This window comes from Ruegeria sp. D6 (genome assembly GCF_056534365.1).
The window spans coordinates 407,376-421,488 of the sequence record NZ_JBQFPH010000002.1 but is presented as its reverse complement, the minus strand read 5'-3'; the positions used below and the strand labels follow the sequence as shown (position 1 = coordinate 421,488).

Here is a 14,113-nt window from a genome sequence, read left to right as displayed (position 1 = left end):
ACTTTGCAGTTCTTCAAGCGTCAGGTGCAGGTTCAAACCTTGAACCTTTAATAGAGCAGCACCCTAAACTCGTTCGTCGAGTGGCATTGCGTCTGCGACAAGTTTTAAGAACTGCTCCGGGGAAATGCTAAGTGCGCGCGATAGTATAACAAGTTCTGGCACATCTATGCGCCTTTGGCCGATCTCAATCCTGGCAATAAATAGCGGATGACACTTTAACTTCTTGGCGAGCTTCGCCCGCGAGTATCGTTGGGCTTTGTCGGCGGCGATAGGCGCGGAGATCAGCGCGAGATGCCCTGACGAGCGGAGAGATTTGGCCGCTTTGGTGTCCGTTTAATGCTTCGGACATTTCCTAATCTCATTTTCAGAGTGTTTAGAAAGTCAGATTGAATATCTAAGAGCGGATGATGAAAATTGCTAAACATATAATCAACGCAGCTTTTTTCCCCTGTTTTGCGTTTGCCCGAGAGCCACTCACACTAACTTCAGACGAATATGAGCACTTGGAGCCTATCTACTAAATCCTTTGCGTAGCGCCCCGTAGGACCACTGACGAAGCAATGGAAGCGTTATTAGCGCACTTCGATCAACCACTTGCCAATGAAGTGGAGACTCTGATTGTGCGTAGTTCATGCGGCGCGAATTTCGATACGAATTTACCCAGCGGTTGCTGTCCCCAAGTTCCTACGAGAATCGTGCTTCGACCAGCATGATTGTCATTCTTAGTATCTGATACCTTCGCACCGGCAGCTGATCAAATCAATTCACCAGAATCTAAGCGATTGTTAACGTTGCTTTTATTGTGTTTGATCGGTGCAGAAAATAAAGCTCTTTCTGAAAGCGAACTGGCATTATGTCTAAGAAAAGTTGGATTTTCACAATGGCTTGACGATCTGAAGCCACCTTTGAAACCGCCCCATGTGCCTACGGCAGCAGTATTCCAGACGAAATTTCCCTTACGCAAAACCTGTTGTTTGTTGACCTTCCAGCGCGGGAACCGGGCATACAGCCCAAATGAGTCGAAAAGCAAGAATACACGTTTGGGGTGGCAGGCATGAAACCGAACAAGGATAGAAAGGCTGTTACGCGACGCGGAGTGATTGCCGCGTTTGCTGCGACAACTCTTTTTCCAGCACCGGCCGTTTGGGCCCAATCGATGACAACCGAGGGGACGCGCCGGAATGTTTCCTCATTCCGCGTTGCTAAATGGCAGGATCACTTTGATACGCTTAAGAATGGTGTGATCCTGTCCGATACACAGTCCAAGGTCCTGCAATATTGGTCAGAAGACGAGAGCGTCTATCGGATGTATCCAACCAGCGTGCCGCTGACGGAAGACCTTACAAGGCTGGGCTACACCACAGTAACTCGCAAGGTTGAGGGGCCATCTTGGCGACCGACACCAGCAATGAAAAAGCGCAACCCCGCTTGGCCCGACTATGTGGGCCCGGGTCCGGAGAATCCTCTGGGGACACATGCACTATATTTGAGCTGGCAATACTACCGGATCCACGGCACCAACGACACACGCAAGATCGGAAGAAGATCCTCCAATGGCTGCATCGGCTTATATAACGATCAGATTGCGGAATTGTTCGAGCTGGCCGCTGTAGGCACGCAGGTAAAACTGATCTGACCATGGTCAAGTCGGCTTTTCTGGACAGGTGCTTAAGCTCGGTAACTGACAACGACGTGAAATAGTAAAATGGATAAACTTACACTCATGATAGGCGGTGTGGCGATCGCAGGTGCCGTCGCAATCGTCTACAATCTCAATCAGCAACCAGCTGGCCATTCGATGACGACACCTGATACGTCGACGCTGGCGTCGGGAGATCCAATCCAAAACGTCAATCTACCGGACCAGCTAAGCGAATTTGCGGCCGTCGGCAAAGTGGCATTCGACGCAAAATGCTCGGCGTGCCATGGCGGGAATGCAACTGGTCTGGAGGGCCTTGCACCACCATTGGTGCATAAAATCTATGAACCAAGCCACCATTCGGACGAGGCATTTTACGTGGCCGTCCAGAATGGTGTTCGGGCACACCATTGGAAGTTCGGTAACATGCCGCCGGTCGATGGTTTGACCCGCGCGGATGTGAAGGGCATCGTGGCGTACATAAGAGAGTTGCAGCAAGAAAACGGGATTTTCTGAAGGTGACGAGTCGAGTGGGCACAGCAATTCGTTACTCCATCCTGTCAATTGCGCTGGCTATTGGCGGGCTACTTGTGACGGCCGATTCTGCTCATGCACATGGCGGTGATTCACAGCATGTGATTGACCAAACCGACTCTGCGGACGTCGAACATGTCAAGCAGGGTCATCCCGGGCATTGTCATGGCGGAGCGATCTGCAACGCTGTTGGACTATTTTTGATGGGTCCAACACTGCCTGGTCCCCAAGGCACGGAACGAAGATACTCGATACCTCGAGCTCAATACCGGGTTCTTAGTATTATCGCGTTTGACCCACCACCGCCGCGTGTCCTGATCTGACGAGTCGAATTGCGCTCAAGATGGGCGCGTCGAAGCAGACGAAAAGGACAAATAAATGAACTTTCTAAAAATGACTACAGGCGTGGCCCTGGTTTCTCTATTTGCGGCGGCCGCCTTAGCGCATGGTGGCGCAAACGGCGTCGTCAAAGAACGCATGGACGGTATGTCCGCGATGAAGGACAGCATGAAGGTCCTTACACCGATGATGCAGGGGAAAACGCCCTACAATGCGCAAACGGTACGAAGCGAAGCCAAGAAAATCGGAAGCCACGCCGGTGAGAGCATGACTAAGCTGTTTCCAGAGGGATCTGATGGCAAACCCTCGGAGGCCAAATCGCAAATCTGGCAGGATTGGGGTTCCTTTACAGAAATAGCCAGACAGTTGGAAATCTACTCAAAAGGCCTTGCGCTTTCGGCAGACAACGGGCTGATGGCGTCCGGATCGGGTCATGGTTCCGGCATGATGGGCGGCAAATCCATGATGGGAGGTGGTTCCATGATGGGAGGTGGTTCCATGATGGGCAGCGGGATGATGGCTGGCAGTCCAAACTTAGCACAGCTGTCTGAAATGCCGGCAGATGGTGTGTTCATGATGCTGAGCCAGACATGCTCGGCGTGTCACACGCGATTTCGGTCGGAATAGGAATGCATCATGAAGCCGATAATACGGTTGGGTCTTGCTACCGCCGTTACGGCGTCAGCAGGGTTTGTTGCTGTGATGGCTTGGCCGATTGGCCAGCCCTTACAAGCTCTCGACATTCAAGGTGACGTTAACCGCGGGGCGTATCTGGCAAGGGCAAGCGGCTGTATCGCCTGCCACACAGACTTTGCCAAAGGAGGTGCGCCCTTGGCCGGTGGGGTGGAGTTGGATACCCCGTTCGGCACGCTCTTTTCGCCGAACTTGACCACAGATCCCGATCACGGGATCGGTGATTGGACCATCGAGGAATTTGCCCGCGCTGTGCGTCAGGGTGTGTCGCCAGACGGGCAGCCCTACTACCCGGCCTTTCCTTATCCGTTTTATGCGAATTTCACAGATCAGGACATCGCCGATCTCTGGGCCGCCTGGAAAACGGTTGCACCGGTAGCGGAACCGTCAAAAGAGCAGGAAATGGTGTTCCCCTTCAATCAGAGATGGGGCCTGAAGCTGTGGCGGGCGGCATTTTTGGAACCGCCGCGGACCGATCCCGTGCCGGGCAATGATGATGTATGGAACCGGGGCCGGTTACTCGTTGAAGGTGCCACGCATTGTGCCGCCTGTCACACCGGGAGAAACCTGGCTGGCGCAAGAAATTCGGACACGGAACACTTCAAGGGAAGTGACTCGCTGCCAGGCGGTGACAAGGCACCGGCCATCGACTTTGAGACCCTGCAAATGCGTGGGTGGACAGTTGATGATCTGGCCTACGCGTTGCGCACCGGCGTCATGCCTGATGGCGATGTCTTCGGCGGCGCCATGGGAGAGGTCGTAAACTATGGCACCAGCTTTCTAACAGACGAAGACCTGAAGGCAATGGCGACCTATCTGCTGGATGTACACGACGGGGGATAATCCAGTGCGAGATCAAGTATTCTTTGGAAGGAAGTCCTAATGAAGCTCAATCGCAGGCAATTCGTTGCAGGCACGTCGGCATTGTTCGCGGTGCCGACTATCGGGAGGGCGGCTACCGCCCCCCGAATAATCGAGGCGCGTTCAGGATTGGCGCGTGTTGCCCCCAACAACTATCCGGAAACCGAGATATGGGGATATGATGGCGGTGTTCCGGGCCCTGAAATTCGAGCCCGGCAAGGCGAAACGGTTCGCCGGACACTCCTGAACTCGCTACCTCAGCCTACAGCAATCCATTGGCACGGATTGCGGGTTCCGAACAATATGGACGGGGTGCCGGGCCTTACGCAGGAGGCTGTACCAATCGGCGGCGAATTTCAGTATGACTTGCCTCTGAAGGACGCGGGGACCTTCTGGTATCACTCTCACAACCAGTCAACGGAACAAGTGGCCAGGGGCCTTTACGGCGCGTTCATCGTCGACGAAACGGACCCGCCGGACACGGACCATGACATCACGATCCTTCTGGATGATTGGCGGTTGGGTAAAGACGCTCAAATAGTAGATGATTTTGGTGCAATGCATGATTGGACCCATGCAGGTCGGATGGGAAACTACGTTCACGCGCGCATATCGCCAATGACCGAAGTTTTGACGAACCAGCGATTGCGAATTCGAATGGTCAACGTGGCAACTGATCGGATCATGTATGTGTCAGTAGGTGGCGCAAACGGGAAACTGGTCGCTTATGATGGCATGCCTGTAAGGCAGCCAGAAGATTTCGAAACACTTGTTTTCGGACCTGCGCAGCGAGCAGATTTGATCGTCGACGTCACAGCGGAATCGAACGAAGCCGTTCAAATAACTCTTCACGAACGCGATGAATCATTTGTTATCGCTGAGATCCCGGTTTCGGGAAGCGGTACATCTGCCAGCCGCGGTGAGATCGACGCTCTGCCACCCAACCCTGTTTCTTTTCTTGAAGATGTTTCTGACGCCTTAAAGGTTCCATTGGTGATGGAAGGCGGGGCGATGGGCGGACTGCGTCAAGGTACTTACAACGGCCAAGTCATGAGCGCTAATGAGTTGGTTCAGGAAGGACAGATCTGGACATTCAACGGAGTCGCAGGGTTACCCGAAGACCCGCTCGCTTCTGTTTCGCGTGGCGACATAGTCCTTATTCAGATGCAGAACGACACTGTCTTTGCGCACGCCATGCACTTGCACGGGACGCACTTTCAGGAAGTTCTGCCGAACGGGAGCCTGGGACCGCTGCGAGACACAATACTGGTTGACCGGATGGAAACGCGGGAGATTGCGTTCGTTGCGGATAACCCGGGGGACTGGCTGTTTCATTGCCACATGCTGTCGCATCAGGCCGCTGGAATGAAGACCTGGCTGAGCGTGGCGTGATGAACAAGAGCGCGGCGAAATGGGTGTCACTAGCTGCTATGGTGATCATTGTCGCGGTCGCTGGCTGGGGCCTGAGCGGGCGCGCACAAAACGGTGCATCAGCGGATTCGGCACGTGGTGCAGTTTTGTATGCCGAAAACTGCGCGTCATGCCACGGGGCAAGTCTGGAGGGTCAACCAGATTGGCAGACACCTGATCCAGATGGCGTCTTGCGAGCTCCCCCGCATGACCGAACAGGGCACACCTGGCATCACGGCGACAAGCTGTTGTTCGATTATACAAAGCTTGGCGGGTACCAAACTTTGAAGCAGATGGGTGTCACTGACGTCAAAAGCGGTATGCCAGGTTTCGAGTACACTCTGTCGGATCAGGAAATCTGGGACATCCTCGCCTTCATCAAGGAGAGTTGGCCGGATCGGGAACGCAAGCTGCAAGAGCAGCGCACCGAGGCAGAACAAACGGAAGGAAACTGACGTGAAACGATTTTTTGCAGGCTTAATTGCCATCACTATGTCGATTGGTGCTGCTATGGCGAGTGCTGACGAATTGTCTGACTCCGATGTAAAACGGCTGGCTCTGGAAGCCATTATGGAAAACCCCGAAATCATCATGCAAGCGATTCAATTGCTTCAACAGCGCGAAGATCAGGCAAAAGCCGAAGCCATTGGAAACGTCTTGGAAAATCAGCGTGAATTGCTGGAACAGGATCCGAATGCGCCTGTCATCGGAAACCCGGAAGGTGATGTAACCGTAGTCGAGTTTTTTGACTATAACTGCCCATATTGCAAACGCGCGGCCCCGGTCGTGAAAAACTTAATCGCAGGCGATTCCGAAGTCCGAGTTGTTTACCGAGAATGGCCCATACTCGGAGAAGGTTCCGACTTCGCGGCACGCGCCGCGCTTGCCTCACGTAATCAGGGAAAATATGAAGAATTTCATTGGGCGCTTATGGCTCTGAACGGTCGTGCCACTGAGGCCAGTGTCCTGAAAGTTGTTCGGGAACTTGGCCTGGACGAGGATCAATTGCGCGCAGACATGGAGGCGCCGGAAGTCGACGCGCATATTCAGGTGTCCATGGAATTGGCCCGGCAGCTTGGCTTCAGTGGCACCCCTTCGTTTGTCATTGGAGATGCGCTTGCCCCGGGTCTGATCGCCGAAGATGAAATGACCCGGCTAATCGAGGCAGTCAGAGACGCAAGATAGAACTAAGGGACGACAGCATGTGCGCTCCTAAACTTCTGTTGCGACCGTGGCTTCGCATCCCTCGGACTCAGAGCTGCAAGGATATGATCAAGTTGATTAGCGCTTTAGACACGTACCCTGCGGTTTTTCATGTCAAAGTTCAACTGTGCGGAGGAACTTACTGTGTCAATGGCTTTGTCTATAACTGACTTGCGGAGCCCGCAGCTCATATCCGGGATACTTAGCGTCGTCATGGATGATGAGAAAGAAAGTCAGCCTCATCCCTTGACCTTCCACTTGCTGGAACCCTTATGTTGCCCGTCAGCAGAACATACGTGGTGACAATATGACTGAAAATTCACATGCGCGTTTCCAGGTTCAGGGTATGAGCTGTGCTTCCTGCGTTGGGCGCGTCGAGCGCGCTTTGAAAGATGTTCCAGGGGTAGATACCGCTTCGGTTAATCTCGCCAGCGAAAGCGTTCAGGTCGATTTCCGCGATCCAGCCGATAAAGCGGCCATTGCTGATGCGTTAAACCGCGCCGGATATCCGGCGCGGACGGCAGAGGTCACTCTGGATATTCAGAACATGTCCTGCGCATCCTGTGTAGGGCGCGTTGAACGAGCCCTGGAAGCCGATGGCGGCGTCTTGTCCGCGTCGGTCAATCTGGCCACTGAAAGTGCAACTGTGCGTTATGCTGAGGGAGTCACAACACCCGAAGCCATAGCGGCGCATGCGGCGTCTGCTGGCTATCCGGCGAGCCTGCGATCCGCAACGCAAACCGAACCACACGACCGCAAAGCGGCAGAGATCAGCCATTTGGCGCGGCGAACAAGCTTCGCCGCCTTGCTCGCATTGCCGGTATTCATTCTCGAAATGGGCTCGCATGTTATTCCGGGCATGCACCACCTGATAGCGAGCACCATAGGCATCCAGAACAGCTATTACCTGCAATTCCTTCTGACCACGATCGTTCTTTTTGGGCCAGGCTTGCAGTTCTACACCAAGGGATTCCCTTCCTTGGTCAAAGGCGCGCCGGACATGAACTCTCTGGTGGCCCTGGGCACTTCGGCGGCATATGGGTTCTCACTGATCTCGACCTTCGCGCCGCATATTCTTCCTGCCGGAACCGCAAATGTCTACTACGAGGCCGCTGCGGTAATCGTGGTTCTTATATTGCTTGGGCGGTTCCTCGAGGCGCGCGCCAAGGGCCGAACTGGTGAAGCGATCCGAAAACTGGTCGGTCTGCAGGCAAAAACAGCACGAGTTGAGCGCGACGGATCGGTTGTCGAGCTACCGATTGAGCAGATCGTTGTAGGGGATATTGTGCACGTTCGACCGGGCGAAAAAATCGCGGTGGATGGTGCCGTAATGACCGGCGCGTCATATGTCGATGAAAGCATGATCACCGGAGAGCCGGTTCCCGTCGAAAAAACCGAGGGCGCAACTGTGGTCGGGGGGACCGTAAATGGCGCGGGTGCATTGACGTACCGTGCTGAAAAGATCGGCGCAGACACTATGTTGGCCCAGATCATTCAGATGGTCGAACAAGCACAGGGTGCCAAGCTTCCGATTCAAGGCCTGGTCGACCGCATCACGCTGTGGTTTGTGCCGGTAGTGATCGCAGTGGCCGTTGTAACAGTGCTGGTATGGATGTTGTTCGGACCCGATCCCGCGCTTAGCCTGGCGTTGGTGGCCGGGGTTGCGGTACTGATCATTGCTTGCCCCTGCGCCATGGGGTTGGCCACACCTACTTCCATCATGGTCGGCACTGGCCGCGCTGCCGAGATGGGCGTCCTGTTCCGAAAGGGCGATGCCTTGCAAATGCTGCAGGAAACCACCGTTGTTGCGGTGGACAAGACGGGCACCCTGACCGAAGGGCGTCCGGAGCTGACCGACCTGATTGTGGCCGAAGGAATGACCGAAGACGAGGTTCTGCACCTTGTTGCTGCCGTTGAGGTCACTTCCGAACATCCAATCGCCACAGCCATCGTGCGCGCGGCAGAAACCCGTGGTCTGGAGCTTTCCAAGCCAGAAGACTTCACGTCGATCACCGGTTACGGGGTAAGCGCCTCAGTCGAAGGCCATAAAATCCTGATCGGGGCCGACCGCCTGATGAGTCGCGAAGGGGTAGAAATGGGCGCGTTGTCTGATCGGGGCGCTGAACTCGCAATCAACGGAAAGACTCCACTTTATGCTGCCGTAGACGGGGCTATCGCGGCCGTAATCGCTGTGGCGGACCCAATCAAAACCACCACGCCGGACGCAATCGAAGCTCTGCACGGGCTGGGCCTGAAAATAGCGATGATCACCGGCGACAATGCCGCTACTGCCAAATCCATTGCAGCGCAGCTTGGCATCGATCATGTCGTGGCTGAAGTTCTGCCCGAGGGTAAAGTATCAGCGTTGCAGGATTTGCGTTCAAATGGCGGAAAACTGGCCTTTGTGGGTGATGGCATCAATGATGCGCCTGCTTTGGCGGCAGCTGAGGTAGGAATTGCGATCGGGACAGGCACTGACATTGCCATCGAAGCGGCTGATGTCGTTCTGATGTCAGGCGACCTGACCGGCGTGGTCAATGCCTTCGATATTAGTCAGCGCACCATGCGTAACATCCGCCAAAACCTGTTCTGGGCGTTCGGCTACAACACACTGCTCATACCGGTTGCGGCAGGGGTGCTTTATCCGTTTGGCGGCCCGCTGCTGTCGCCGGTTTTGGCCGCAGGTGCCATGGCTCTCTCCAGTGTATTTGTCCTGACCAATGCGCTGCGGTTGCGCTGGGTAAAGCCGATCAAAGTTGGGCGAGAACAGATCTCGCAGAACACCGAGCAGATGCTGCGTTCAGCGCCTGCTGGATAGAATAGGAGAACCGCTGTGAATATCGGAGATGTAGCAGAACGTTCCGGTCTGCCTGCCAAAACCATCCGCTATTACGAGGATATCGGGTTCATCAAACCCAAGCGGAGCCTCAATGGGTATCGCCATTTCGACGAAAAGGAACTGCACAAGCTGGCCTTCATCGGGCGGGCCCGCTCATTGGGCTTTACTATTGAGGATTGTCGTTCGCTACTGGCGCTTTACGAGGACAAAGAACGCGCAAGCGCGGACGTGAAAGAAATTGCAAAACAGAATCTGAAAGAGATCGAAGATAAGATTTCCGATCTGAAGGCGATGCATGAAACACTGTCTCATCTGATCGAAGAATGCGCCGGCGACCACCGCCCAGACTGTCCAATTCTAAAAAACTTGGGCCAAGCGTAGTTGACCTTGTTGTTTGATCTGCCTCCAAGTTTGGCAATCTTTTTCTTCAGACGTGGCAATCCGCTCTTCTCTAGTGCGTGCCGCGCTATCAATTGTAGTTTTGTTGGCTTCGGGTCAGCACGTTGCCACGATCACACTACGACCGCAGTACGGTGAATGAGTTGATCCCTGTTTTAAGAGAAACGCTTTTAGTGTGCGTCTGTCTTACTGTGACAATCATCGGCTCTGTTGCTTTTGCAAACAACGACTTTGAGATCGCAGACAGCCACAAACAGTATGGCGTTTCGATCGCGTCAAAAGCATCTGAATTCAAACACAACAATCGCCGTTTTCATTCTACCACCGATCAAGATTGCGCGGACGACTGCATGAGTTGTGGCGGGGCATGCCACACTGGAACCTGTTGCGTAGGTGAAAACCCGACCCAATTAGGACCTGTGGTTTTGGTGGAAGCTTATGGCCAGAGAAACCGTAACATGGACACTGATAACCATGATTCTCAAACGCCTCTGACGCCCAATCTTCCTCCACAAATATCCTAACATCCAAAGTCCCGAAAGTGCGGGTTTTCAAATTGTTTCTGTTCGAGCATGCACTGCGGTCGCCAGGAGATTATTATGCGTGGAAGAGAGGCTAAACTATCAGTATTTGCCTTGGCGCTCATCTTATCCAAGCGGTTGCGATATGCGTGCGCTATGCACCGAAAGCGAACAGAAACAGGGCTGGTCATGATCGCTTGCTTTACACAAATCATAGCACTTGCCTGCGATTTCGGTCACAAGACCGAATATCACAGCGCAGGCGTAAACACGGAAAGGAAATGACATGACCACCACGAAACTTGACCGACGCCTTTTCCTGGCTGGCCTCAGCGCCTCCGGCATCGCCCTGGCTTCACCTACATTTGCAACGACCTTACCGCTGGTGAAGGTTCTCAAGGACCCCGCATGCGGGTGTTGTGGCGCGTGGATTGATATTATGCAACGCGAAGGATTCGAGATGGAAGTGCAGAATGCCTCCTGGGAGACTTTGTCTGAATACAAAGCTAACAAGGGTATTCCAGAAGAGATGGCGTCCTGTCACACGGGCTTGCTCGAGGGCTATGTCATAGAAGGTCATGTGCCCCCGGCGGACATCCGGCGTTTGTTGGCCGAACGCCCTGATGCGGTCGGGCTGACAGTGCCAGGTATGCCCTATGGCTCACCTGGTATGGGGCCGGAGAGTGAGCGGGAAGCCTATTCGGTTTTCCTGATCGGTAAGGATGGCACCACAGAAGTTTTCAACCATTACAAGGCAGCGTGATTGCCAATTTTTTGCAACAACCGCAAACGGAATTGCCAAGCGTTTAGTGTGAATTTCGGTAGCAGCGATTGAAAAGCGAGTTCAAGGTCGGCTAGTCCGATACGGGGCTGGTCCGATGCTCCGAAGGAGTATGGCCCACCCAAGACGCTCTACAACTGCTAAAAACGTTAGAGCGACAACGGCGTGTTTGCACGGATCATGGAAAGGCTGGCTTCGGACCATTCCGATCACAGGGCGATCATGATAAAAGTGAGCAGGCGAACGCCATGCGTTCAATTGAGCCTGCGCGAGTATCTGAAGGCACATCGCAGGGCTTCAAGCCTAAGGTTGAAAAAAGGGGCGCTGGTGCCTGATTGGGCGTGCCAACGGCGGAATGAGCGCCAAGTTGCATGCCGTCAGCGATGCTTCTGGCCACCCAATCCGGTCTTTCATAACTGTCGATCAGATCAGTGACTACACGGGTGCCAGGGCACTTCTGAGCAGCCTACCAGCCGCCGATTGGATGATTGCTGATCGGGGTTACGATTCTGACTGGTTCCGAAAGGCTATGAAAGACAAAGGGATACGCCCATACATCCCCGGCAGAAAGTCACGCGAGAAGCCTGTCCGAAAAGATACACACAGGCTCAAACGCCGAAACCGCATCAAGATCATATTCGGTCGCTTGAATGAATGGGGCCGAGTAGAAACCCGCTACGAAAGATGGCTGAAAGTGTTCCCATCAGCCATCGCACTCGCAGAGATTTTCAGGCTCCGAAATTCAATGAGCCTAGGGTCTAGCGCAGTGCGCCAGACGTTCACCAACATTCGACGAAAAGTATCAATATGAGGCTGTTCTTTAGCAACATTTTCGTGATTGCTGCATTTCGGTCTCTTTTCCGCCCATTTTTTCGTTGATACACAAGCACAGTTACTTGTGGGATGAGTAAAAGTGCGGGCGGACAGATGAGAACCGGTTGTAACGGTCGGATAGCAATATTTTGGACACAGACGGAAGTTGACGGGCTTGAGGCGGCGCCTTTGGCCCACTTGCGCGTTGGTAGCTCTTGGTCCTGGAGGGGGCGAGGGGTCCAACTCGCCGCAAGTGCTGACCAAGTTGCGCTGCACGCAGGCTCCACCGGTCTTGGATCTATATTGGCGGCCAGAGCCAGTTTCGCCAACCCCGGCGAGATCAACGAAAGTGCCAAGATCGAGTTGTCAAACGGGGCTCAGACTTTCGTTGCCGAGCTGGTGCGTGAGGTGAACGAAGCGTCTCTGGTGCTTGTGTTTGAGGATGGATGCCCTGAGCCTGATCAAGATTTCTGGGTCAGTTTGGCAGCTTCGCATATTGAACCTGTTGAGATTGACAGCGGTTATGACGACAAGGTTGTCGTGTTCCCGGCGGCTCGCGCAAATGCAAGTTCAGTGCCGGTAAGTCTATCAAATACTGCCGGTTGGGCCGCTGAATAACGGATACTTCTCAGAAAGATTCCAACTCTAAGCAGAAATCCTACCCTTTGCTTGCTGTGGCGTGTTGACTCTGGCCGAAGCAGGGATATAAGCGCGGCTTCATTGGTGTTGGTGGCCCCCGCGAGGGGATGCCTGTCATGGGGGAAACCTCAAGAGGACAACGCCCTTCATAGTGGCCCATCGGGGCCTCAATCTAAAGAAGGAGATCAGCCGTGACCAAACGCACGTCTGCCAAGTACAAAATCGACCGCCGGATGGGCGAAAACATCTGGGGTCGTCCGAAATCCCCGGTTAATCGTCGTGAATACGGCCCTGGCCAGCATGGCCAGCGCCGCAAGGGCAAACTGTCTGACTTCGGTCTGCAGCTGCGTGCCAAGCAGAAGCTGAAAGGCTACTACGGCGACCTGACCGAGAAGCAGTTCCGCCGCATCTATGCAGAAGCTGAGCGTGTCAAAGGCGACACCGGTGAAAACCTGATCGGTCTGCTGGAGCGCCGTCTGGACGCCGTTGTTTACCGCGCCAAGTTTGTTCCGACCGTGTTCGCCGCACGTCAGTTCGTGAACCACGGCCACGTTAAAGTGAACGGCAAGCGGGTCAACATCCCGTCCTATCGCGTCAAAGAAGGCGACGTTATCGAAGTGCGTGATAAGTCCAAGCAGTTGGCCGTTGTCCTGGAAGCTGTCGGCTTGGCCGAGCGTGATGTGCCTGACTACATCGACGCCGACCACTCGAAAATGACCGCGACTTTCGTGCGTGCACCGGGCCTGAGCGATGTGCCTTACCCGGTTATGATGGAACCGAACCTGGTCGTCGAATTCTACGCGAAGAACTAATCTTCGCCGACCCGTTGAGCTTAAGGGCCGCGCTTTCAGCGCGGTCTTTTTTGTTTTGATGGGGCTCTGCCCCAGTCGCTGCGCGACTCCCCCGAGATATATTTGGCCAGATGAAGAGGCGGATCAGATAGGAAGCGGGCGACTTTCGGCAATGGCCTCCATTGCGAAATAGGAGGTGACGCTGTCCAGTTCGATCTTATCGATGAGGCGTTGATAGACTTTGTCGTAAGAGGCCATATCTTCTGTAACGACCTTGAGTTGATAGTCATAGTCGCCGCCAATGCGATGGAAATCGACCACTTCAGGAATGGTCAGGACATGACTGCGAAAGGCCTGCAACCATTGGGCAGAGTGGTGGCGCGTGCGTAGCATGACGAAAACCACCAGATTCAGCCCAAGCTTTTCACGCGCGATGCGCGCCGTAGAACCTTGCAGGACACCCGCGTTGTTCAAGGCCTTTATTCTTCGCCAGCAGGCATTTTGGGACAGGCCGACCCTATCTGCCAATTCTCGCTGGGAAAGTGTTGCGTCTTTTTGCAGTTCCTTCAGAAGACGCGTGTCAATTTGATCTAATTTTTTCTCCATATAAACTCATATGACACAAAACTCGGACACATAAAGCATAAAATT

14 protein-coding genes and 1 pseudogene are annotated in these 14,113 nt (G+C 54.1%); 13 read left to right on the top strand and 2 right to left on the bottom strand.

All coding sequences use genetic code 11. The features are described 5' to 3' along the window. Positions 1-63 precede the first annotated feature (63 nt). Positions 64-270 (bottom strand): helix-turn-helix domain-containing protein, encoded by a 207-nt coding sequence (locus ACR0A1_RS09560; RefSeq protein ID WP_480867643.1) that lies wholly within the window; start codon positions 268-270, stop codon positions 64-66. Positions 271-1,054: 784 nt separating this feature from the next. On the opposite strand from ACR0A1_RS09560, the gene ACR0A1_RS09555 reads away from it, so the two are divergent. The 13 genes and pseudogenes from ACR0A1_RS09555 to rpsD all read left to right on the top strand — a co-directional run bounded on the left by ACR0A1_RS09555 (position 1,055) and on the right by rpsD (position 13,483). Continuing rightward, positions 1,055-1,636 (top strand): L,D-transpeptidase, encoded by a 582-nt coding sequence (locus tag ACR0A1_RS09555; RefSeq protein WP_480867230.1) that lies wholly within the window; start codon positions 1,055-1,057, stop codon positions 1,634-1,636. A gap of 69 nt (positions 1,637-1,705) precedes the next feature. Next, positions 1,706-2,155: a c-type cytochrome gene (locus ACR0A1_RS09550; protein WP_170392477.1), complete on the top strand. Its 450-nt coding sequence runs from the start codon at positions 1,706-1,708 to the stop codon at positions 2,153-2,155. 396 nt (positions 2,156-2,551) lie between these two features. After that, a complete protein-coding gene (locus ACR0A1_RS09545; RefSeq protein ID WP_480867228.1) occupies positions 2,552-3,139 on the top strand; it encodes a c-type cytochrome in 588 nt (195 codons plus the stop codon). A gap of 9 nt (positions 3,140-3,148) precedes the next feature. Further along, the gene (locus ACR0A1_RS09540; RefSeq protein WP_480867226.1) at positions 3,149-4,048 is read left to right on the top strand and encodes a c-type cytochrome; all 900 of its coding nucleotides are present in this window, start codon (positions 3,149-3,151) and stop codon (positions 4,046-4,048) included. Between the two features lie 39 nt (positions 4,049-4,087). Then, positions 4,088-5,458: a multicopper oxidase family protein gene (locus tag ACR0A1_RS09535; protein ID WP_480867224.1), complete on the top strand. Its 1,371-nt coding sequence runs from the start codon at positions 4,088-4,090 to the stop codon at positions 5,456-5,458. Beyond that, a complete protein-coding gene (locus ACR0A1_RS09530; RefSeq protein WP_480867641.1) occupies positions 5,458-5,931 on the top strand; it encodes a c-type cytochrome in 474 nt (157 codons plus the stop codon). The genes ACR0A1_RS09535 and ACR0A1_RS09530 overlap by 1 nt, the downstream gene beginning before the upstream one ends. A 1-nt stretch (position 5,932) precedes the next feature. Then, the gene (locus ACR0A1_RS09525; RefSeq protein ID WP_480590376.1) at positions 5,933-6,661 is read left to right on the top strand and encodes a DsbA family protein; all 729 of its coding nucleotides are present in this window, start codon (positions 5,933-5,935) and stop codon (positions 6,659-6,661) included. A 325-nt stretch (positions 6,662-6,986) separates the two neighbouring features. Next, positions 6,987-9,497 carry a heavy metal translocating P-type ATPase gene (locus ACR0A1_RS09520; protein ID WP_480867222.1) on the top strand — a complete coding sequence of 837 codons (2,511 nt, stop codon included), beginning with the start codon at positions 6,987-6,989 and terminating at the stop codon, positions 9,495-9,497. Between the two features lie 15 nt (positions 9,498-9,512). Then, entirely contained in the window at positions 9,513-9,899 is a 387-nt protein-coding gene (gene cueR / locus ACR0A1_RS09515; RefSeq protein ID WP_170564201.1) for a Cu(I)-responsive transcriptional regulator, read from the top strand. 825 nt (positions 9,900-10,724) lie between these two features. Further along, the gene (locus ACR0A1_RS09510) at positions 10,725-11,201 is read left to right on the top strand and encodes a DUF411 domain-containing protein (RefSeq protein WP_480867219.1); all 477 of its coding nucleotides are present in this window, start codon (positions 10,725-10,727) and stop codon (positions 11,199-11,201) included. A 108-nt stretch (positions 11,202-11,309) separates the two neighbouring features. Next, positions 11,310-11,940, top strand: a pseudogene (locus ACR0A1_RS09505) (IS5 family transposase); the annotation flags it as partial. 395 nt (positions 11,941-12,335) lie between these two features. After that, the gene (locus ACR0A1_RS09500; RefSeq protein ID WP_255611765.1) at positions 12,336-12,650 is read left to right on the top strand and encodes a hypothetical protein; all 315 of its coding nucleotides are present in this window, start codon (positions 12,336-12,338) and stop codon (positions 12,648-12,650) included. Positions 12,651-12,862: 212 nt separating this feature from the next. After that, positions 12,863-13,483 carry a 30S ribosomal protein S4 gene (rpsD, locus tag ACR0A1_RS09495; protein ID WP_170392466.1) on the top strand — a complete coding sequence of 207 codons (621 nt, stop codon included), beginning with the start codon at positions 12,863-12,865 and terminating at the stop codon, positions 13,481-13,483. A 123-nt stretch (positions 13,484-13,606) separates the two neighbouring features. On the opposite strand, the gene ACR0A1_RS09490 is transcribed toward rpsD, so the two are convergent. Further along, complete coding sequence (locus tag ACR0A1_RS09490) at positions 13,607-14,068, bottom strand: Lrp/AsnC family transcriptional regulator (RefSeq protein WP_480867217.1); 462 nt, start codon at positions 14,066-14,068, stop codon at positions 13,607-13,609. Between the last annotated feature and the right edge of the window lie 45 nt (positions 14,069-14,113).